General features: G+C 36.7%; 17 protein-coding genes and 1 pseudogene. 5 read left to right on the top strand and 13 right to left on the bottom strand.

Translation table 11 applies throughout. The features are described 5' to 3' along the window. Positions 1-107: pseudogene (locus ACFSQJ_RS02135) on the top strand (IS1595 family transposase); the annotation flags it as partial. Positions 108-110: 3 nt separating this feature from the next. Here ACFSQJ_RS02135 and ACFSQJ_RS02130 read toward each other — a convergent pair. From ACFSQJ_RS02130 to ACFSQJ_RS02095, 8 genes are all read right to left on the bottom strand, one after another. Continuing rightward, entirely contained in the window at positions 111-2516 is a 2406-nt protein-coding gene (locus tag ACFSQJ_RS02130; protein WP_377765156.1) for a TonB-dependent receptor, read from the bottom strand. A gap of 48 nt (positions 2517-2564) precedes the next feature. Then, positions 2565-2870 carry a hypothetical protein gene (locus ACFSQJ_RS02125; protein WP_377765154.1) on the bottom strand — a complete coding sequence of 102 codons (306 nt, stop codon included), beginning with the start codon at positions 2868-2870 and terminating at the stop codon, positions 2565-2567. A gap of 53 nt (positions 2871-2923) precedes the next feature. Beyond that, positions 2924-3226 (bottom strand): DUF6787 family protein, encoded by a 303-nt coding sequence (locus ACFSQJ_RS02120; RefSeq protein WP_377765168.1) that lies wholly within the window; start codon positions 3224-3226, stop codon positions 2924-2926. Positions 3227-3256: 30 nt separating this feature from the next. Further along, a complete protein-coding gene (locus ACFSQJ_RS02115) occupies positions 3257-3715 on the bottom strand; it encodes a DUF6146 family protein (RefSeq protein WP_377765152.1) in 459 nt (152 codons plus the stop codon). Positions 3716-3781: 66 nt separating this feature from the next. After that, positions 3782-4423, bottom strand: coding sequence for a DUF937 domain-containing protein (locus ACFSQJ_RS02110; protein WP_377765150.1), 642 nt, complete (start codon positions 4421-4423; stop codon positions 3782-3784). A gap of 76 nt (positions 4424-4499) precedes the next feature. Further along, positions 4500-5450, bottom strand: a complete 951-nt coding sequence (locus ACFSQJ_RS02105) for a D-2-hydroxyacid dehydrogenase (protein WP_377765167.1) — start codon at positions 5448-5450, stop codon at positions 4500-4502. Positions 5451-5457: 7 nt separating this feature from the next. Then, entirely contained in the window at positions 5458-6522 is a 1065-nt protein-coding gene (gene serC / locus ACFSQJ_RS02100) for a 3-phosphoserine/phosphohydroxythreonine transaminase (RefSeq protein WP_377765149.1), read from the bottom strand. 105 nt (positions 6523-6627) lie between these two features. Then, entirely contained in the window at positions 6628-7674 is a 1047-nt protein-coding gene (locus ACFSQJ_RS02095; protein WP_377765147.1) for an acyl-CoA reductase, read from the bottom strand. Between the two features lie 85 nt (positions 7675-7759). Here ACFSQJ_RS02095 and ACFSQJ_RS02090 point away from each other — a divergent pair, with 85 nt between their 5' ends. After that, a complete protein-coding gene (locus ACFSQJ_RS02090) occupies positions 7760-8113 on the top strand; it encodes a 4Fe-4S dicluster domain-containing protein (protein ID WP_377765146.1) in 354 nt (117 codons plus the stop codon). Positions 8114-8117: 4 nt separating this feature from the next. On the opposite strand, the gene ACFSQJ_RS02085 is transcribed toward ACFSQJ_RS02090, so the two are convergent. The 5 genes from ACFSQJ_RS02085 to ACFSQJ_RS02065 form a co-directional block, all read right to left on the bottom strand. Beyond that, positions 8118-8894: an agmatinase family protein gene (locus tag ACFSQJ_RS02085; protein WP_377765145.1), complete on the bottom strand. Its 777-nt coding sequence runs from the start codon at positions 8892-8894 to the stop codon at positions 8118-8120. Between the two features lie 207 nt (positions 8895-9101). Beyond that, complete coding sequence (locus tag ACFSQJ_RS02080) at positions 9102-9845, bottom strand: class I SAM-dependent DNA methyltransferase (protein ID WP_377765143.1); 744 nt, start codon at positions 9843-9845, stop codon at positions 9102-9104. A 64-nt stretch (positions 9846-9909) separates the two neighbouring features. Beyond that, positions 9910-12693 carry a TonB-dependent receptor gene (locus ACFSQJ_RS02075; RefSeq protein ID WP_377765165.1) on the bottom strand — a complete coding sequence of 928 codons (2784 nt, stop codon included), beginning with the start codon at positions 12691-12693 and terminating at the stop codon, positions 9910-9912. A gap of 347 nt (positions 12694-13040) precedes the next feature. Next, positions 13041-14039 carry a FecR family protein gene (locus ACFSQJ_RS02070; RefSeq protein ID WP_377765142.1) on the bottom strand — a complete coding sequence of 333 codons (999 nt, stop codon included), beginning with the start codon at positions 14037-14039 and terminating at the stop codon, positions 13041-13043. Positions 14040-14148: 109 nt separating this feature from the next. Then, positions 14149-14715 carry an RNA polymerase sigma factor gene (locus ACFSQJ_RS02065; RefSeq protein ID WP_377765140.1) on the bottom strand — a complete coding sequence of 189 codons (567 nt, stop codon included), beginning with the start codon at positions 14713-14715 and terminating at the stop codon, positions 14149-14151. Positions 14716-14888: 173 nt separating this feature from the next. On the opposite strand from ACFSQJ_RS02065, the gene ychF reads away from it, so the two are divergent. The 3 genes from ychF (at position 14889) to ACFSQJ_RS02050 (ending at position 20618) form a co-directional block, all read left to right on the top strand. Beyond that, entirely contained in the window at positions 14889-15983 is a 1095-nt protein-coding gene (ychF, locus tag ACFSQJ_RS02060) for a redox-regulated ATPase YchF (RefSeq protein WP_377765138.1), read from the top strand. 126 nt (positions 15984-16109) lie between these two features. Next, positions 16110-17966: a DNA topoisomerase IV subunit B gene (locus ACFSQJ_RS02055; RefSeq protein WP_377765137.1), complete on the top strand. Its 1857-nt coding sequence runs from the start codon at positions 16110-16112 to the stop codon at positions 17964-17966. 27 nt (positions 17967-17993) lie between these two features. Beyond that, positions 17994-20618 carry a DNA gyrase/topoisomerase IV subunit A gene (locus tag ACFSQJ_RS02050; protein WP_377765135.1) on the top strand — a complete coding sequence of 875 codons (2625 nt, stop codon included), beginning with the start codon at positions 17994-17996 and terminating at the stop codon, positions 20616-20618. Positions 20619-20667 lie beyond the last annotated feature (49 nt).

The raw sequence follows: 20667 nt of genomic DNA, 5'->3' as shown, positions 1-20667 counted from the left end.
AGTACCTACAGCTCTATCTTGATGAGTTCGTTTACAAACTTAATAGACGGTATTTCGGGGAAAGACTGTTCGAAAGAGTAGTTATTGCTAATATCACAGGGTTATGACACTTAACGGATATTCAAATTAAATTTTAATTGTAATATGATATTTCTACCTAAATCGTCAGCAAAAAAACGCTGCCTGTTTAAATAGTTTCTGAAATTTGTATCGAGTAAATTGTTTACTATAAGACTCGTTGTCAGCCTATTTTTCTTACCTAAATCAAATTCAGCTTTCGAATAAAAATTAAGCAAATGATACGCCTTAGGGGCCGTATTAATTTCCAATAAAACTTCTTGCTGTTGCTCAGGGGAGAAAACGGTTAAATTATCAGGAACTTCATTCTGTCTAAAAACATATTCACTGCTTAATCGAAGTTCTAAATTCTTCCAGTTTTCTTTGTTAAAGCTTAGGCTGTTTCTAAAATTCGCTGAGGGTATGTTTATTAAAGCAGTCTCTTTAGAAATGTCTTTTCCCTTTACAATAGAAAAAGAATGGTCCGTTTTCCAGTTATTGGTTAACTCGATATAGATATTTGCATCTATACCTAGTAGACGTGCCCTTGTTTGCCTATACGACCAAACAGGAAACGCACCTCGAATGGTAAACTCCACCCCGGTCGGCTCCAAGAGCATAAAATCTGATACAAAGTTGATATAGGGCTCTATAGAATAACCCCACGAACCATAGTCACGTTCTTTGGCAACTGAAAATTTATGGGATGTTTCACTAGCAAGTCTTAGGTCACCAAGTTCTATACGAGCGGCAGACTGGTGCAATCCATCACTAAACAACTCTGCAGGGTTCGGTGCGCGTTGTGCAAGGGCATAGTTTACCCTTAGCGTTGAAAAATTATTTTTACGGTACTGAAGCCCTACTGAGCCTGAAAAATTATGATAATCAAAAATAGGATTGACCAATAATTGATTTCCAAAATCATCAATAACTAAATCTTGAAAATCTTGATCATAACCGCGCTCCTCCCATCGAGAAGTTTGATAAAATTTCTTGGCATCTATTTTACTAAAATCGTAACGTAGCCCAGCATCTAGAGTAACATTGTCATCAACATTGAATTCTCCAATAATGAACGCTCCCGCATCATACTTGTCATAATCAGGTATCAATCTTCTGATTCCCGTGGCAGGATCCGCAAAATTATTCTGATAGCGGAGTAATAGTCCGGTCTTAAATTCATAGTTTTTATTGGCGTCCCATTTAAAATCCGTTGTTAAACTATGGGTTGTCAACGCTAAGTCCAGAGACTGTCTGTCATCTGATTCTCCTCTACGAACATCAAATTCAAGGCGATTATTACTTTGAAAATCATATTGTAGATTCCACTTTCCCAGACCTTCAAAACGTTTGTAAAAACTCAGTTTGGCCAAATGGTGGGTAACTTTTTGCCTTGGATTGTTTAAATCATAAGTGAACGGACGTATAAACAAGGGCTGTTGCGTGTTAATAGATCGAATTAAATCATCAACATTACCGACATGCGAAGAACGTAAAATTGCTATTTCAGCATCGTAGAATGAATAATTTAGATTCCAACCCCATTCAAAGAGATTTCTACCAGTTGCCAACGAAGCTCCTATTTCTTGAATTCCTGTGTTGGAAAGTATATAGTCAGGTGCCTCTCTATCTCCAATACGTTTATAAGAAGCCTGACCTTTTAAAAACCAACCATTCTCATAGGTACGAATCAACTCGGTGCTAGCCGAACCACCACGGCCATTTGAAACTCCATTTAAAATTGTTTTGCCATACAAAGAATCGGTTTTGGTAAAAGGCAATTGCTCCATTAAAATTACACCGCCGATAGCATCACCACCATACTGCAAAGCTGAGGCTCCCTTTATTACAGAGACAGAACCAGCAGCATTGAGATCTACATTAGGGGCATGTTCATCGCCCCATTCCATATCTTGCATTCGTACCCCATTGTTCAACAACAAGACCCTACTTCCATTAAGACCATGAATAGCCGGCTTAACAATATTTGCACCGGTACTTAAAATGGATACGCCTGAGATCTGGCTTAAGGCATCACCCAAGGTACCACTACTGAACTCTTCTAATTTTTGAACGTCTAAAGAAACCTCCTGGGCAGAATTGGTCTGTTTTATAGAACTTCCTATAACCTTCACCTCTTCGAGCTCTTCTAAATGATGCTCAAGTTTTATATCAATCTTCGTCTTGCCTTTTATGTTAACATTCAGTAGGGTAGTGCTACATTCTGGATGACTGATCTCAAAAGTGTAAGTCTTATCACATAGGTTTGAAATTGTAAATTCACCGTTTATGTCGGTGATTATTTTGATACCTCCGTCCAAAGTCTGAATACTGGCATTCATTAATGGGGTTTTATCGTGATAGTCTATAACGACACCAGACAAGCTACTCTTGCAATCTTGCGCAAGTGTAAAAGATACTGTAAAGCAGAACAATGCTATAAAAAGCACTTTCATCATAAAAGAATATTAATAAGAGAATTAACCCAAAAGGGCTGAAGAATTAATCTAGGAAATGAGGCTTAAAAAAGGCGGGGGCCTGCTGTATTGAAATGTGAGGTGTGTTTTTCCATTTAAAAACTGGTAAGCAAAAACATTCCCCTCTGTGAGGTAATAGAAGGTTGAAAATTCCAGATTTAAATCTAGTGGTAAAAAGTAAACATCTTCTTGTTCTTCAGTAGCCATATGACAAACCACACAATCGCTGATTTCGTCAGTGTTTTCTAAATGTGTAAAGGAATGTAAACCGGCAACCTTAAAGAGTAATAAGGCTGCAAATAGAAATAAACCTAATGTTCGAACAATCGGTTTCACTCGGCAAAGCTAGTTAAAATTCAGGGTGCAAGAGTGTTAATTAAATCACAAAACTAGGATATGAACGACCCTAGACCGAGACGTTTCAACATTTTCTTTTCAAAAGCCCAAAAGAACTTGTATTGCCCAAAGAGCCATCCAAAAAACACCAATAACACTTGGTAAATCGGAAAAATAAGTAGAATTCTTATTGGCCAATAGATCCAGCCAGATACATTTTCTTTTGTAATACCAATAAACTCTGTAACGGGAGCGGCAAGTTTTGCCGAAACACTACCGGTAATAGCAAAAACAATAAAAATTATGATTATTTGAAAGTTGGAGTCTATACCCCAACGCTTTTTAAGTTTCTCCATCATTAGATTTTCGATGGCAAATTTACAAGATTATATTCGAGGTAAAAAAGGACCTAGGCGTTGATTGTATCTTCTTTGAAAGAATACAAAATAATTATAGAGTTTATAATTCACTTCATAGCCGTAATCTATTCGCGGGTCATAATTTATTTGTAGTTCGTATAAATTTGGATTAAATCTATTTGGTTGTAAAACTCTTTGATTCCAATTGAGTACCAGTATTTGATTGCGATTTTCTAAAAAAGATTTCGAATAGTAACCTTCTGGTCTGGCCACACTTTGCAGCCAAATATTAAAACCCGGTTCAATAATAATGATTTCATATTCCGTTTTTTCATCGGAAATTTCAACAGGTTCCTCTGATTGCGAAGCAAAGATTTCTTTTTCCTTATCAGAAATGGCCAGAGCTTCTTTTTGGGTACCGCAAGAACTTAAAGATGTACTAAGTAATAAGAGCGTAGTAAATAGATTTAAAATATTCTTTTTCATACCCTTAAAATATAAAAAAAGCCGCTTAGAATGTCTAAACGGCTTGTTAAATACTGTAGCTTGATGTTATTTTCCGAACAAACCTCCTAAAAGGCCTCCAAGTCCGCTTTTCTTTTGGTTTCCACCAGAGAGTACCATCCCAGCTAGGTCATCGATTACACTGCCATCGCCGTCAGAGTCTAAAAACGACTCAATTAAAGATTGCTGTTTGTTTGCAGTTTTTGTTCCGCCCATTAGACCACCTAAAAGACCACTTAAAGCATCTGGGCTAGATACGTTTTGTTGCCTCGTCTGTTTTCCTAGATAACCTAAAAGTATAGGGGCAGCAATTTTTAATATTTGTGCTACCGAACCTGCATCAATACCCGCCTTACTACTTAAAGCGTTTTCAACTTGAGGCTGTTTAGAGCCAAAAACATGGCCTAAAATTCCTGCACCGTCATCCATTACCGATTGGTCTACACCACCACCGAATAAGCCTCCAAGGTTGTCCAAGATGCTTCCATCATGTTTAGAAGAAAGGGCATTCATGAGTCCTTGCGCTCCACCAGGTGTAGAGGTATTTTTTTTCATGGCGCCCATAATCAAAGGCATGGCCATTGCAAGTACATCCGCTGTTTTGTTTTCTGGCTGACCGGTTTGACCGGCAACACCGCTAATTAGTTGTTTGCCTATTGGGCTATTTATTAAATCTAATAATCCTGACATTTTTATAGTGTTTAGAATAAAGGTTACAATGTACAAAAAAGAACCACTTTACAAAGAAAAGGTGGTAAAATCGACTTTATTGAAGCAATTCGATAATTTGGTCTGCAAGTTCTAAACCTATTCTATCTTGAGCTTCATTGGTAGCCGCACCAATATGTGGTGTAAGCGAAATTTTGGGATGCATTAAAATTTTTATCTCTGGATTAGGTTCAGATTCATAAACATCTAAGCCGGCAAAAGCAACTTTACCTGTCTCTAGGGCATCTACAAGGGCAACTTCATCAACAGTGCCACCTCTAGAGGCGTTTATGATACCAACACCATCCTTCATTTTAGAAAATTCCTGAGCGCCAATTATATATTCCTTCTGAGCGGGAACATGTAAGGTCAAAAAATCTGAACGCTTTAAAACGTCATCCAAGCTATTGCTTTTTAGATGAAAAGTTAAGGATTGACCATTGTAAAAATCTAAACTCAAATCCAACTCCTTAATATTACTGTCTGTAAAAAGAACTTTCATGCCAATGCCCAAAGCAATTTTCGCAGTAGCTTGGCCAATTCTTCCGAAGCCAATAATTCCGATTGTTTTACCTCTTAATTCAGAACCACCACCGTATGACTTTTTCAATTGTTTAAACTTACTATCTCCTTCAAGTGGCATATTTCTATTAGAATCGTGCAAGTAACGAACCCCACTGAACAAATGTGCGAAAACCAATTCGGCGACGGACTCTGAAGATGCCGCTGGGGTATTAATAACATGAATTCCCTTCGATTTTGCATGGGCTACATCAATGTTATCCATTCCAACCCCGCCACGACCAATCAATCGCAATGAAGTACAAGCATCGATTAATTCTTTTCTAACCTCGGTAGCACTCCGTACTAATAGTGCATTGACATTATTTTCATTAATAAAATTAACTAGCTGTTCTTGTGCTACTTTGGTGTTTAATACCTCAAAACCACCCTGTTCCAATTTTTGAACTCCAGAAGCAGATATTCCGTCGTTGGCTAAAACCTTCATCATTTAATTATCCTTTACGTTCTAATTCACTCATAATATCTACTAAAATGCCTACACTTTCTAAGGACAGTGCATTATACATAGATGCACGATAACCACCTACCGATCTATGACCATTTAAGCCATTGATGCCTGCCTCTTTACAATTTTTGTCAAAAGTTTCTTTTAAGGTATCATCGGTTATATTAAAAGTAGCATTCATATTTGAACGATCTTCTTTGGCAGCAAAACCTGAGAATACAGGGTTTAAATCAATTTCAGAATAAATAAGATTTGCTTTCTTTTCATTGGTTTCTTCAATAGCTGAGATACCACCCAAATCTTTTAGCCATTGCATTGTTAGCATAGATACATAGACTGGAAACACAGGTGGCGTATTGAACATACTGTCTTTACTAATATGGGTTTTGTAGTCTAACATGGAAGGGATTTTTCTTGAAACCTTACCCAAAATAGCATCTTTTACAACTACTAAAGTCGTACCGGCAGGACCCATATTTTTTTGGGCTCCGGCGTAAATCAAGTCGAATTTTGAAAAATCTAGCTGGCGGGAAAAAATATCGGAACTCATATCACATATCAGCGGACAGTCAACTGTTGGGAATTCTTTTAGCTGCGTTCCGAATATAGTGTTGTTAGAAGTGAGATGAAAATAATCCAACCCCTTCGGAATGTCATACCCCTTTGGGATATAGTTGAAGTTTTTCTCTTGCGAAGAAGCTACTTCAACAACATCGCCGAACAGGCGCGCTTCTTTTATGGCCTTTAAACTCCATGTGCCTGTATTTAAATAGCCTGCTTTCTTTTCCAACAAATTATAAGCAACGGCTAAAAATTGGGTGCTCGCTCCACCTTGAAGAAATAACGCCGTATATCCTTTCTCCGTTAAGCCTAACAGTTCTAAAGCTAAAGAACGTGCGGTTTCCATAATTTCAACAAAAGCTGAGCTTCGATGTGATATTTCTATCAATGAAAGACCACTTCCATTTAAATCTATTACGGCCTCTGCAGCTTTTTTCATTACTTCTTGCGGAAGAATACAGGGTCCTGCGCTAAAATTATGTTTTTTCATCTATGTTGTCTTTAATATTTGGGTGATCGGTGTAGTTGTCTTGTCTTAAAATTTGAGCCGTAAAGGTCTTAAAATTTAAGAGAATGAAAAATAGGAAACCATGATTTATAATTCTAAAAGAAATTTGATGGTGTCTACGCCATCTGCGTAATCGTTTAGACTTGGTTGCTGTGTAGCTCCGAAAGAAATAGAACCTTCAACCGACCCATTTGAAACAACACACTGCAATTGGTCTTTCTGGCTTCTAAGTTTTGCGTTCAATTCTGTTTCAGTGTCATAATATTCGTAAAATAAGGTTCCTATTGGTGAGCCATAACCCTCATCTTCTTTTAAAAGTATAAAGTTATTATCGAATAATTTGAAATCTGACATGAGGTAAACGGCTTTATTGTAGTCATAATTATTCATGTATTTACTGCTATTGAGCACCCATTCAAATTCAAAAATGGCCTCAAAAAAACCGGTAAAGTCATATGATTTAGGAACAAATAACTTAGAAACACTTCTACACCCTAAACCAAAATACCTGAAAATATCTTCGCCAAGTAGTGTTAGTTCTTCTTTAGTTTCAGAGCCAGATAAGATGCCAATGGAGTTACGATTTTTTCGAATGATATTGGGGTGCTTTCCGAAATAGTATTCAAAATAACGCCCCGTATTGTTACTTCCGGTAGCAATTACCGCATCAAAATCTTGTAATCTTTCGTTCGTGAAAAGAACCTTGTTTTTTAGCGAGCTGTTTTCATTAATTAGATAGTCTGCCAAAAAGGGAAGTAAAACGTTATCATTTGAAGATAACTTTGCTTGCACTTTATTTCCTGTTAATAACACACAAATAAAATCATGGAAACCAACAAGCGGAATATTGCCCGCCATTATTATAGCCACGGTTTTAGCGACACTTTTATCATTTTCGGGGTATTTAGACAACCATTTTTGTAAATTCTCTTGGCTTAGTAAGCCACCCCATTGTTTCAGGGCATGAAGCACATTATCTTCGGTAAACCATCCGTTTTGGTGGCCTGCAGTTATGATTGTTTCTTGAAGACGTTTGTTCCATGGAGGATTGGCATCACTTTTATTATCACAAAAATCAACAAGAAAGTTACCGAGTTTAACAAAAGCTTGCAATATAGCACTGTCTACTGTCATTATATTTGTACACTAAATTAGTGGGGTTTATTTTTGTGCAAAAGTAAGCGATGCTGAATCTAGTTCAGCACAAGAAAAGAAAATTATGGCGATTATTATAACAGATGAATGTATAAATTGTGGTGCTTGCGAACCTGAATGTCCAAACACGGCAATTTACGAAGGAGCGGACGAGTGGCGCTACAGCGATGGTACTTCTTTAGAAGGAGATGTAGTGTTGCCAGATGGTAAAGCGGTAAATGCCGAGGAGGTTCAAGAACCGATAAGTGATGAAGTCTATTATATTGCACCTGATAAGTGTACGGAGTGTATGGGTTTTCATGAAGAACCACAATGTGCCGCTGTTTGCCCAGTTGATTGTTGTGTGCCCGATGAAGATAGGGTAGAAACAGAGGAGCAACTTTTAGGAAAGCAAAAGTTTATGCACCCTGAAGATTAATTTGTTAAATCATTTTTGATGCTATTTCTTTTAATAGCTTTCCACAAACCATAGCGGTAATATTATTTATATCTCTTTTAGGGTTGTATTCTACAATATCAGCCCCAATCAAAGGGACATTTATATTTTGGATTATTTTAAGTAGCTGTCTTGTTGTAAAGCCTCCCGGTTCGTGATGGGATACTCCTGGGGCAAATGCGGGGTCTAATGCGTCAATATCTAGGGAAAGATAAAGCGGGTTTTTGAAAAGTGGCATTCTAAATGATTCAAAATCCTCCATTTCATAGATATCCACACCAAATTTAGTTGCATTCTGACGCTGAATATCATTTAGAGTCCTAATTCCAACCTGGTAGAGGTTTTCTGCCAATTTTTTCTCCATAATATGATAAAAAGGACATGCATGGGAATAAGGATCTCCATTAAGTTCATTATATAAATCGCTATGGGCATCTATATGTAAAATGTCAACTTTTCCATAAAAGGAATTTATTGCTTTTATAATGGGAAAAGTTATGGAATGGTCCCCTCCGAGAGTCAACAGTGAGTTCTGATCAGATAAATTTTTTGAAGTAATTTTTTCTATGTCGAAATAATGAGAGATTAAAAAGTCCCCTTTGTCATCTATAATTTCGGGATTAATAAATCTTCCATTCTCTGCATAGTAATTTGATGAATCACTATGATAGGCTTCCCTGATAAGTGGTGGGGCTAAACCTGGCCCTTTTAGAAAAGAAGATTTTTCATCAAACAATAAACCTTGCAATGTTATTTTCTTCATAGGGTAAATTTAATTCTGGAAAAGTATCTTTTATGAATGCAATAAACTAATATTTTGACATGGTTTCTTACTATTTTTGTTACTTATGAATGAAGAAAAGGAATATACCGGAATCTGGAAAAATATTGGATGTTTTCTGTCTGCAATGGCGATACTGGGTATTATTGCAGTATTCGTAGTTCTCGGATATCTTTTTTTTACCGGCGTTTAATTTTTTTTTGCTTCAATTACAAAAGTGTCAAAGGCATAGGTTTTTCGTTCCAAAACATTAATTGTACCAAATCCACAATTTGCCAAAAGCCGTTTTACTTCTTCTTGTCCAAACACCTTAAAAACAGTATCGTCAATTCCCAATAAAATATCGCCACCTTTGGTTTCTTTAAAATACTCAGAATGCCAAGCAATTAGATCGGGGTTGCTTGAAGTTTTAGAATACCAACTAGTTTTTCTATAATAGGATGTTTCTTTAGCCCTAGCTTTATGGACTACCGTAGGATTTTGTTTTATGTATGGTAAAAATTTTGAACCATCTATGCAATCAAACAAAAGTATGCCTCCATCATTTAAAAGGTTTTTAATGGAATTAAGCGTGTTTTGAAAATCCAAAGCGGTAGTTAAATAGCTAGTTGAACGACCTGTGATTATTGCTGCATCAAATTTCATTTCAGTTTTAAAATTTCTCATATCCCCTTGTTCGAGTAGGGAGGGATCCACTTTGGATGCCGCAATTTTCAGCATATCCTCACTAAGGTCAATACCCAAATAAGACTCAAAATTTTTAATAAAATTTTGAGCAAGATTACCAGAACCGCAGGCAAATTCAATTACTGATTTTGAAGAATGTTTTTCGCATAATGAGCTGTAAAAGAGATATTCTTTCCTATAGTCTATAAAACTTTGGTACATGGTGTCATATACCTGTGCAAGTTCGGTTGCGTAGAGGCTATTCATAATTTATAATAAAAAAAGCTGCCTGAAATTAATCAAGCAGCTCGCAAAATAAAAATAAATAAGGTTAGAATTTATAGTTTAACGATAAGTTAAACATAGTTCCTAACTGACTAAAGTGGTAACCATCGTAAGTCATTTGAGAATAACGTTGGTTGAATGTAATTAAGTTAGACTGATTTTGAACTTGTGCAGCGTCAGCCAAAATAGCATCTCCAGCAGCGTTTTGCGATACAAAACTCCACTCTGGCAATACATTTAATATATTATTTATGTTTAAAGCAAGTGTAAGCTTTTCGGAAGCGCTGAAATTCACTCCTAAATCTGTAACGATTTTAGGTGTAAATTCAGTTCCTATGTTAAACTGACCATTCGCATCGGTGCTTAAACCTTGTTGAAAAAATGAGGTTTTACCGAAATAGGTGTTATTTAACAAAAACCCGAATTTGTTAATATCGTAATTGGCACCTAATATCCATTTGGTAACAGGACGAGAAGTAAAGAATAACGCTTCTTGTGTTTGATTCACAACAGATTGTCCAGAATTTGCGACTAAAGGAATATCTTTTACGGCCCCATCTCTTTCATTCTGTATAGTGTAGTTTCCTGATAAATTAAAATCAAGGCTACCATCACCTAACTCAATGCCTTTATACCCTAAAACTACATCAATACCAGAAGTTTTAGTATCTATAGCATTGGAGAAGAAGCTAATATCACTTAAACTATTACTAGCTAAAAGAATATCCAATGGGTTGGTTGCATCTCCGCTAGGGCCAATTTCAGTTCCCAAAACGATACGATCTTTTACGGCAATATTGTAGTAATCTAAGGTGTATGTAAACTTGTTCGCTTTACCACCGAAACCTATAGTGAAATTGTTAGATGTTTCCGCATCTAGTTGAGGAATACCTAGTAATTTAGCTTGGGTAGACACATTATTGATAAGACCTCCTACTTGAATTCCTTGACCTGGAATAAAAGAGTACTGTGCTTTCTGGGTAAATATTTGATGAAGCGTTGGTGCTCTAAAACCAGAGGAAACCGAACCTCTTAATGTGAATGCATCACTTACTTTATAACGTGAGCTAACTTTGTAAACAAAGGCATTTCCAAAATCTGAATAATTTTCAGTTCTTACAGTACCGCTTAACAGAAAGGCATCAGACACATCGTAATCCAAACTAAAGTAACCACCAATATTATATCGATTAAATTTACCCGAGTTTTGTGGAGAAGCACCAGCAAAAGAATCGGCGCCACCGCCATCGTAAGATGCCAATTCACCTTCGATAACCTCAAAAGTCTCCGTTCTGAACTCTGCTCCAATACCAATGCTAATCTTGTCTGATAGTATTCTAGAAATATCAATATTACCAACATTATGTGAAAATCTTGTTCCTCCTGGATCAAAAGATTGCTGGCTATTTGCTCTGTATAGCTCAGCACCTTCAGTAACTTCACCATCATCGATAACGCCATTTCCATTTGTATCTACCCAGGTAGATGGAGAGAACACAACGTTACGGTTGTGAGAATCATTTACTTTATAGGTTTGTAAGTTTCCACCAGTTGTAAAACTTGCATCTACATTCCAATCGTTAATAGTAGATTTAAAACCGACTGTTGCATTATAGTCCGATAGTAAGCCTTCAAAAGTTGGAACATAACCATCATAACCACCTGGGTTGTTCGGATTATTACCGGGGAAGAAATCTGCTAAATACGGAAAATCATCAGTTGTTCTCCAGTATGGCGTTCTATAATTGGCAAAACTGTTCACAGACTTGTAAACATAGGCCGCATTACCATATAGCTGTGTGTTATCACTTAAGTCATAGCCAAAGTTTACTGAGAATTTTGCAGCTGCCGTTTCTGGAGAACCATTTATGTTTCCAGCGTCTGGTCTTCTTGATAAAAATTCTTGAACAACCGCAATGTCAGCTCCAAAGTCACCAGCTTCACCCTCTGCACTTACTGTACCTGGGCGGTTTGCCAAGTTTACCTTGGATAAATCTACTGTGTAGTTGATAAAACCTTTATCATCACCAATAGTGCTCCCATTGTTTATGGCAACACCAAACATTTCACCATCACCTTCTGAAGTAATACCTGTCCTAATTGTTGCAGAACCTTCACTTGCATTATCCTTTAGAATAATGTTCATTACACCCGCGATAGCATCGGAACCATATTGAGCGGAAGCACCATCACGCAATATCTCTACCCTTTTAATTGCATCTGTTGGGATTGCAGAAATATCAGCGCCTGTTTCACCACGGCCCGGAGATGTTTGGGTATATAGTAAGGCACTCAAGTTTTTTCTTTTTCCATTTATTAGAATAAGGGTTCTACTTGGCCCCATATTTCTTATTTCGTATGGATCTAATAATGATGTAGCATCATTTACAGGGGTTTGCACTGTATTAAATGAAGGTATTCTATATTGCAACGCTTTGTCAAAAGTAACTTGACCAGTGGAGTTTAATTCTTTTACACCCAACACGTCAACTGGTAAAGGAGTATCGGTATTACTACGTGGAGCAGTTCTAGAACCAACAATAATAACCTCATCTAGTTCTTGGCCTTCTGATAAGGTAACATTTATCATGGTTTTACCGGATACGGCAACTTCTTTAGTCCCAAACCCGATATAGCTAAAAATTAAAGTGGCATTTTCATCTGCATTTATAGTGTAATTTCCATCAAAATCGGTACTAGTACCATTAGTCGTTCCTTTTTCTATAATGTTAACACCACCCAATGCTACGCCATTGCTATCCGTAACCTTTCCGCTAACGCTATGTTGTATAATACTTGCAATGTTTATGGGCTTAATATCAAAGCTCATCGTACCTGCTTTTAAAGCAATTGTTGGCTTCACAGTTTTCTTTGAGTAAACAGCATAATATTTATTGCCCAAATATTCAAAGTCAAAGCTTGTTTTGCTTTCCAACTTGTCTATGATTCTGTTTAGTGTCGGATAGCTATATTCTTTTGGGTCTAAGCTAATTGCCGATACCAATTTAGAATTGTAAGTAAAAAAGACTTCGTGCTTTTTGCTTACATCTTCAAGAAACTCATCCAAACCAATGGTTTCCTTTGCTTCAGTTTCTGCCTTCAATCCAAAACATGTAAATATTAATGTTAAGGTTAGAAGGAATTTTAAAAGGTGTTCTACTTTCATAATTTCCAAGTTTAATTTAGTTTAATTATTAATTTGTTATTTGATTGAGTTACGCTTGCTCCAGTAACTTTTTCTATTGCGGCAATACATATCTTTAAATTTTGATTAGGTATCCCCCCTGTCAATTTTAGTTCTTCTAAATTTTTATCTATAAATTCCGCTTTTATTCCATATGAGAACTCTAGGTTGCTCATGAGATCCTTAAAGGTTATATTATTGAAGGTGTATGTTCCGTCTCGCCATAAAGAGTAGGCGGTGTCTTTTGAAACCGACTTATGGGAAATTTGATTATTTTCTTTAGAGAAAGAAACCAAATCTCCAGGTACCATTTCCTTACTTAACCCATTTTTAAGTTTTAAATGAATAGAACCTTCATCTAAGACCACTTTGGTCTTTTTCTTTCTTGTGTTGACATGGAACTTGGTTCCGTAAACCTCAACTTGTAAATCGTTTGTGTTGACCCAAAATTTGGCTTTAGTAGCAGGAATGGATTTTACTTTAAAGTATGCTTCACCAACAAGTGTTATAATTCTAGAATCTCCTTTTGGATAGCTTATTTGTGAATTACCATTTAAAACCACTGAAGTACCATCAGGAAGTTGTAAATCTAAAATTTCGCCATAAGCCGTTTTATGTACTACACCCTTTTCACTACTTAGAAATAAAGTAGCGCCAATAGAAATAAACAATAATAAAATTGCAGCTATCGCAAAGTTGCGGTAATTAAAGAGTTTAAAAGAAATTTTATCTTTTGAAGCGGACCTAGAATTAATTTTAGCGAGTACTTTATCCAGCTCATCATTAATTTTCTCAGAAGCAACGCTTTTTTTATTAAAAGTTAAACCAAGAACAATTGTTTTGGCCAATTCAACACATTCTATTTTGTTCGGATTATTAATAATCCAGTTATTCCAATAATCAACATCGTTTTTATTACTGTTTTTTGCCCAGCGAATAAATGACTCATCTTCTGTAAGCTGGTTGATTAAATTTTGATTTTTATAATCCATATATAAGTTGCCCGTTATTAGTAAGAGTCTAAAAAGTTTATTTTATACCCTAATTTTTTTGAAGTTTAGCTGCCAATAGCTTTTGAGCTGGAAATAATTATGTTTTTTCTTAGGCAAGCGCGCTAAGTAATACACCTTTTAAGGCGCCTTCCCTTAATTTTTTCATTGCCTTCAATAAGGTGTTGGAGACACTTTGACTGGATATTTCTATTACTTCGGAAATCTCTGAGACCGATAACCCTGAATAATACTTTAAGTAGATTACTTCTCGTTCTCTTGTTGGTAGGTTATTCAACATTTTATTTAGGATGGTAGTGGTAGATAGAAAAGATTCCTTTTGAATCAAAAAATCTTCTGGTGAGAATTCAAAAGAGATTACCTGCTCCGTCTCTGGAGCAAGTCTTTCTTCTGCTTTTCTTTTTTTAAGTTGTTTAAAAATAGAATTGCGCAAGGAGACGAACAAATAGGTGTTTGGATTTTTGATATGTGATAAACGCTCTTTATTCTCGAAGAGATAAACAAATAGATTTTGAATACAGTCTTCGGTAAGAATATCATTACCACATATTTTGCTCCCATAATTATGTAGCATGGAGTAGTAGTATTTGAACAAAGCGGAAAATGCCTTTTCATCACCCTCTACAAATAATAACCATAATGAATTGCTGGCCTTCATTTTTATAATGAACTTGGTCTAAATGTAGTTTTTTTTTTATTAAAAACTGTTAAATAGCATCATTATTCGTAATATCTGTAATTTATTTTTTCTAACACCTTCAATTTTACTTCAAAATAAATAGCATTATTTATTAGATCTATAAACTATATTTGCAGCCTTAAAACTTTAAGATGAAAGCTGGAATTGTCGGATTGCCAAATGTTGGTAAATCAACCCTTTTTAATTGTTTATCGAATGCCAAAGCGCAAAGTGCTAATTTTCCTTTTTGCACTATTGAACCTAATATTGGGGTAGTAAATGTACCGGACGCCAGATTACAGCAATTAGAGTCTTTGGTGAACCCTGAAAAGGTGATTCCTGCAACGGTTGAGATTGTAGATATCGCCGGCTTGGTAAAAGGGGCCAGTAAAGGTGAAGGATTGGGCAATCAATTCTTGGGCAATATCAGGGAGACAGATGCTATACTTCATGTCTTGCGCTGTTTTGACAATGACAATATTGTACATGTAGATGGTTCTGTAGACCCTATTAGGGATAAGGAAACGATTGATATGGAACTTCAACTTAAAGATTTAGAAAGTGTAGAGAAAAAGCTGGATAAAGTAAAAAGAGCGGCTAAGACCGGAAATAAAGAAGCTCAAAAAGAAGCTACGGTGCTCACTTCATTAAAAGAAGGTTTAGAGGCAGGTAAATCTGTTCGGGCCATTGAAATTAGTGACGATGATAAAATTGAATTTGTAAAACCATTGCAATTAATTACCGACAAGCCCGTATTGTATGTTTGTAATGTAGATGAAGATGGCGCCGTAAATGGCAATGCCTATGTCGATAAAGTAAAAGCGGCAGTTGCCAATGAAAATGCTGAAGTTATTTTTTTAGCGGTAGGTACCGAAGCGGACATTACGGAATTAGAAACCTTTGACGAGAGACAACTGTTTTTAGAAGACCTCGGTCTTTCAGAACCGGGTTCAGCAAAGTTGATTCGTGGTGCCTATAAATTATTGGATCTTGAAACATATTTTACCGCAGGGGTCAAAGAAGTGCGTGCGTGGACAATTCCTGTGGGGGCTACGGCACCGCAAGCAGCAGGTGTAATTCATACAGATTTTGAGAAAGGATTTATTAGAGCAGAGGTGATTTCATTTGCAGACTATATTTCTTTTGGTAGCGAAGCAAAAGTAAAAGAAGCCGGTAAAATGCGCGTTGAAGGCAAAGAGTATATCGTTAAAGATGGTGATGTAATGCATTTTAGATTCAACGTCTAACTTTCCTTTAGTCCCTTTATTTTAAAGCTATCAACAATCCTTTTTGCTTTTGTTGATTACTTTCCCGAGGTAACATTTTGATTTTTCCTCCTAAATTCTATATTAGCTGGGATAATCCCGTTTTTAATGGCAAACACCAATTATACCGAAGACAATATCCGTTCCCTCGACTGGAAAGAGCATATTCGTATGCGCCCAGGAATGTATATTGGTAAGCTTGGTGATGGTTCATCCGCTGATGATGGAATCTATATTCTTTTGAAAGAAGTTTTAGACAACTGTATCGATGAGTTTGTGATGGGTGCGGGCAAAACCATTGAAATTGTAATAAAAGACAGTGAGGTAAGGGTTCGAGACTATGGCCGTGGTATTCCGCTAGGTAAAGTGGTTGATGTGGTTTCTAAAATGAACACGGGCGGTAAGTATGATTCCCGGGCGTTTAAAAAATCCGTTGGGTTAAATGGTGTGGGTACAAAAGCGGTCAATGCGCTTTCCAATTACTTTAGGGTTGAATCGATAAGAGATGGTCAATCTAAATCAGCAGAGTTTAAAGCGGGTAACCTAGTTAACGAAGAGTTGACAGATTCTACAAAGCGAAGGGGTACCCATGTAAGTTTTATTCCCGATGAGGCTATTTTTAAAAAGTTCAAATATCGAAACGAGTATGTAGAACGCATGCTCAAAAATTACGTGTACTTAAATCCGGGATTGACCATTGTCTTTAATGGCGAGAAGTTTCACTCAGAAAATGGACTTAAAGATTTACTAGAAGACAATAACAATCAAGAGGACTTTCTTTATCCGATAGTTCATTTAAAGGGAGATGACATTGAAGTCGCTATCACACATAGTAAAACGCAATATAGCGAAGAGTACCATTCTTTTGTAAACGGACAACATACAACACAGGGCGGAACGCATCAAGCGGCTTTTAGAGAGGCCATTGTAAAAACCATTCGTGATTTTTATGGCAAAAATTATGATGCCTCGGATATTAGAAAATCCATTATTTCTGCTATCGCCATAAAAGTAATGGAGCCCGTGTTTGAGAGCCAGACCAAAACAAAATTAGGTTCTACGGACATGGGAGGCGATTTGCCTACGGTACGGACCTATATCAATGATTTTATAGGGAAATATTTAGACAATTTTCTTCATAAGAATACGACAACTGCTGAAGCTTTGCAACGTAAAATTGTGCAGGCCGAAAAAGAACGTAAAGAGCTATCGGGTATTCGAAAACTAGCTCGCGATCGTGCAAAAAAAGCAAGCTTACATAATAAAAAATTACGTGATTGTCGTGTGCATTTGCAAGATATGAAGAAGGACAGACGATTGGAAAGCACCCTCTTTATTACCGAGGGAGATTCGGCTTCTGGGTCTATAACCAAATCTAGGGATGTAAATACGCAGGCGGTCTTTAGTCTTAGAGGTAAACCTTTAAATTCTTACGGCATGTCTAAGAAGATTGTTTATGAGAACGAGGAGTTTAATTTACTACAGGCTGCACTCAATATCGAAGATTCTATGGAAGACCTTCGATATAATAATATTGTGATAGCAACTGATGCTGATGTTGATGGAATGCATATTCGCTTGCTATTGATTACATTTTTTCTGCAGTTTTTTCCTGAACTGATTAAAGAGAATCATTTATACATTTTGCAAACTCCACTTTTTAGGGTAAGAAATAAAAAAGAAACGATTTATTGTTATAGTGAAGAAGAACGAAAAAACGCAATTGAGAAACTTACTGGCAAACCTGAAATAACACGATTTAAAGGATTGGGCGAAATCTCTCCTGATGAGTTCAAGCATTTTATCGGTGACGATATTAGATTAGAACCTGTAATGTTAGATAAAGCAATGTCCATTGAAGAATTATTGAAATTCTATATGGGTAAAAATACACCTGACCGTCAAGAATTTATAATTAAAAACCTTAAAGTAGAACTTGATTTGGTCGAAGAAAATCAGTTGTAAATCAAAATAATAAGATTTGTTTAATACATGGATGGAAATGAAGAATTGACAGAAGGCTTTTCGAATAACGAGGGAGCCCCTGACGATGCGTTGACCCGGGTAACGGGCATGTATAAAGATTGGTTTTTAGACTATGCCTCTTATGTAATTCTTGAGCGAGCGGTACCTGCGATAGAAGACGGATTTAAGCCTGTGCAACGAAGAATTATGCATTCGCTTAAAGAACTCGATGATGGGCGTTATAATAAAGTAGCCAATGTTGTTGGGCATACGATGCAGTATCATCCTCATGGAGATGCCAGTATTGCAGACGCAATGGTGCAAATTGGCCAAAAAGATTTATTGATTGACACCCAAGGTAACTGGGGTAACATTCTTACCGGAGACAGGGCGGCTGCTTCAAGGTATATCGAAGCTAGGCTTTCTAAGTTTGCTCTGGAGGTTATTTTTAGTCCTAAGATTACGGAATGGCAACTTTCATATGACGGACGAAAAAAGGAGCCGGTTAATTTACCCGTTAAGTTTCCCTTGCTGTTGGCTCAAGGTGCAGAAGGTATTGCGGTCGGTCTTTCAACTAAGGTACTACCCCATAATTTTGTTGAATTGATAGATGCATCCATAAAGCATCTTAAAGGAAAAAGTTTTAAGATATATCCTGATTTTCCTACCTCCGGAATTATAGATGTTACTAACTATAATGATGGTCTTCGCGGTGGAAAAATAAGAGTTCGAGCAAGAATAGAAAATATTGATAAGAATACATTGGTTATTAAAGAGATACCCTACGGAACCAATACTTCTTCTTTAATAGATTCTATACTTAAGGCCAATGACAAGGGCAAAATAAAAATCAAAAAAATTGAGGATAATACTGCGGCCGAAGTTGAAATTTTGGTGCACTTGCCCTCAGGAATTTCCCCGGACAAAACCATAGATGCTTTGTATGCCTTCACTGCGTGTGAATCTTCTATTTCACCACTTGGGTGTATCATAGAAGACAACAAGCCTATTTTCATGGGCGTTACTGAAATGTTGCGCAGGTCAACGGATAGTACGGTAGAACTTCTTAAGGCAGAGCTAGAGATTCAACTTAACGAACTGGAAGAACAGTGGCATTTTGCTTCTCTTGAGCGAATATTTATTGAGAACCGTATTTACCGTGAAATTGAAGAAGAAGAGACTTGGGAGGGTGTTATTGCAGCTATCGATGAAGGCCTTAAACCGCACACCAAGCATTTACGACGTGCTGTTACCGAAGAGGATATCGTTCGACTGACAGAAATACGAATTAAAAGAATCTCTAAATTCGATTTAGACAAGGCCAAGCAGCATTTAGACAGTTTAGAGGATAGAATAGCGGAAACGAAGAATTACCTAGCCAATTTGGTAGATTTCGCCATCGACTATTTTCAGGAACTCAAAAAGAAATATGCGCAGGGGCGTGAACGTAAGTCCGAAATCAGAATATTCGACGATATCGAGGCTACAAAAGTGGTCATCCGGAATACAAAACTCTATGTAAATCGTGAAGAAGGCTTTGTAGGCACATCCTTAAGGCGTGATGAATATGTTACTGATTGTAGTGACATTGATGATATTATTGTTTTCACCAAAAAAGGTGAGATGATGGTCACTAAGGTGGATTCCAAAATTTTTGTTGATAAGAATATTATTCATGTAGCCGTATTTAAGAAAAAGGATAAACGCACTACATTCAACATGATTTATAAAGATGGCAGGGGAGGTCCTAGTTATATCAAGCGTTTCAATGTCACGAGTATTACGCGAGACAAAATGTATGACCTCACCAATGGCAATGCGAATTCTGATGTGCTTTATTTTTCGGCAAACCCCAACGGTGAAGCTGAAGTAATCACAGTGCACCTTAGACAATCAGGAAGTATCAAAAAGCTAAAATGGGATATCGACTTCGCTGACGTTCTAATAAAAGGGAGAACTTCCAAAGGAAATATTGTTACAAAATATCCTGTTAAGCGAATCGAATTAAAAGAAAAAGGACTTTCTACTTTAAAACCGCGTAAAATTTGGTTCGATGATATTGTACAGCGCTTGAATGTGGATGAAAGAGGAGAGCTGCTCGGAGAGTTTCGACCAGATGACTTATTACTGGTCGTAAATCAGAAAGGGTATGTAAAAACGATTGTTCCTGATTTAAATGCTCGTTTTGACGACGATATGATTGTTCTTGAAAAATGGAATCCGAACAAACCAATTTCTGCCATTTATTACGATGGTGAGAAAGAGCGCTACTACATAAAACGCTTCTTGATTGAAAATGCCAATAGAGAAGATTTGATAATCACCGAACATCCCAAATCGCAACTCGAATTGATATCTACGGATTGGAGGCCAGTTGTAGAATTAGAATTTGTGAAACCAAGAGGTAAAGAAGCTAAGGCTAATCATGAAGTAGACGTTGAAGATTTTATTGCTGTCAAAGGAATTAAAGCCCTTGGAAATCAACTTACCAGTGATAAGGTTAAAAATATAAACGCTCTGGAATCGCTCCCTTATGAAGAACCCCAAGCACAATCACCTAATGAGATAGAAGTTGTTGAAGAAGAAAATGTAGATGGAGAAAATACAAACAAACCGGATAGTGATGAAGAATCGCAAACAACTTTATTCTAATATAAACACACTTGTTTTACACCTCTTTGTTTAGCAAATAACGAGTAAT

This window comes from Croceitalea marina (assembly GCF_042684265.1).
GTDB classification, from domain to species: Bacteria; Bacteroidota; Bacteroidia; order Flavobacteriales; family Flavobacteriaceae; genus Croceitalea; species Croceitalea marina.
This window is presented reverse-complemented; position numbering and strand designations above follow the sequence as displayed.

Bases quoted from the DNA above. Each gene is read 5' to 3' on its own strand.
- ACFSQJ_RS02130 (WP_377765156.1), bottom strand. From the start codon at position 2,516: ATGATGAAAGTGCTTTTTATAGCATTGTTCTGCTTTACAGTATCTTTT.
- ACFSQJ_RS02120 (WP_377765168.1), bottom strand. From the start codon at position 3,226: ATGGAGAAACTTAAAAAGCGTTGGGGTATAGACTCCAACTTTCAAATA.
- ACFSQJ_RS02115 (WP_377765152.1), bottom strand. From the start codon at position 3,715: ATGAAAAAGAATATTTTAAATCTATTTACTACGCTCTTATTACTTAGT.
- ACFSQJ_RS02110 (WP_377765150.1), bottom strand. From the start codon at position 4,423: ATGTCAGGATTATTAGATTTAATAAATAGCCCAATAGGCAAACAACTA.
- ACFSQJ_RS02105 (WP_377765167.1), bottom strand. From the start codon at position 5,450: ATGAAGGTTTTAGCCAACGACGGAATATCTGCTTCTGGAGTTCAAAAA.
- serC (WP_377765149.1), bottom strand. From the start codon at position 6,522: ATGAAAAAACATAATTTTAGCGCAGGACCCTGTATTCTTCCGCAAGAA.
- ACFSQJ_RS02095 (WP_377765147.1), bottom strand. From the start codon at position 7,674: ATGACAGTAGACAGTGCTATATTGCAAGCTTTTGTTAAACTCGGTAAC.
- ACFSQJ_RS02090 (WP_377765146.1), top strand. From the start codon at position 7,760: ATGGCGATTATTATAACAGATGAATGTATAAATTGTGGTGCTTGCGAA.
- ACFSQJ_RS02085 (WP_377765145.1), bottom strand. From the start codon at position 8,894: ATGAAGAAAATAACATTGCAAGGTTTATTGTTTGATGAAAAATCTTCT.
- ACFSQJ_RS02080 (WP_377765143.1), bottom strand. From the start codon at position 9,845: ATGAATAGCCTCTACGCAACCGAACTTGCACAGGTATATGACACCATG.
- ACFSQJ_RS02075 (WP_377765165.1), bottom strand. From the start codon at position 12,693: ATGAGCTTTGATATTAAGCCCATAAACATTGCAAGTATTATACAACAT.
- ACFSQJ_RS02070 (WP_377765142.1), bottom strand. From the start codon at position 14,039: ATGGATTATAAAAATCAAAATTTAATCAACCAGCTTACAGAAGATGAG.
- ACFSQJ_RS02065 (WP_377765140.1), bottom strand. From the start codon at position 14,715: ATGAAGGCCAGCAATTCATTATGGTTATTATTTGTAGAGGGTGATGAA.
- ychF (WP_377765138.1), top strand. From the start codon at position 14,889: ATGAAAGCTGGAATTGTCGGATTGCCAAATGTTGGTAAATCAACCCTT.
- ACFSQJ_RS02055 (WP_377765137.1), top strand. From the start codon at position 16,110: ATGGCAAACACCAATTATACCGAAGACAATATCCGTTCCCTCGACTGG.
- ACFSQJ_RS02050 (WP_377765135.1), top strand. From the start codon at position 17,994: ATGGATGGAAATGAAGAATTGACAGAAGGCTTTTCGAATAACGAGGGA.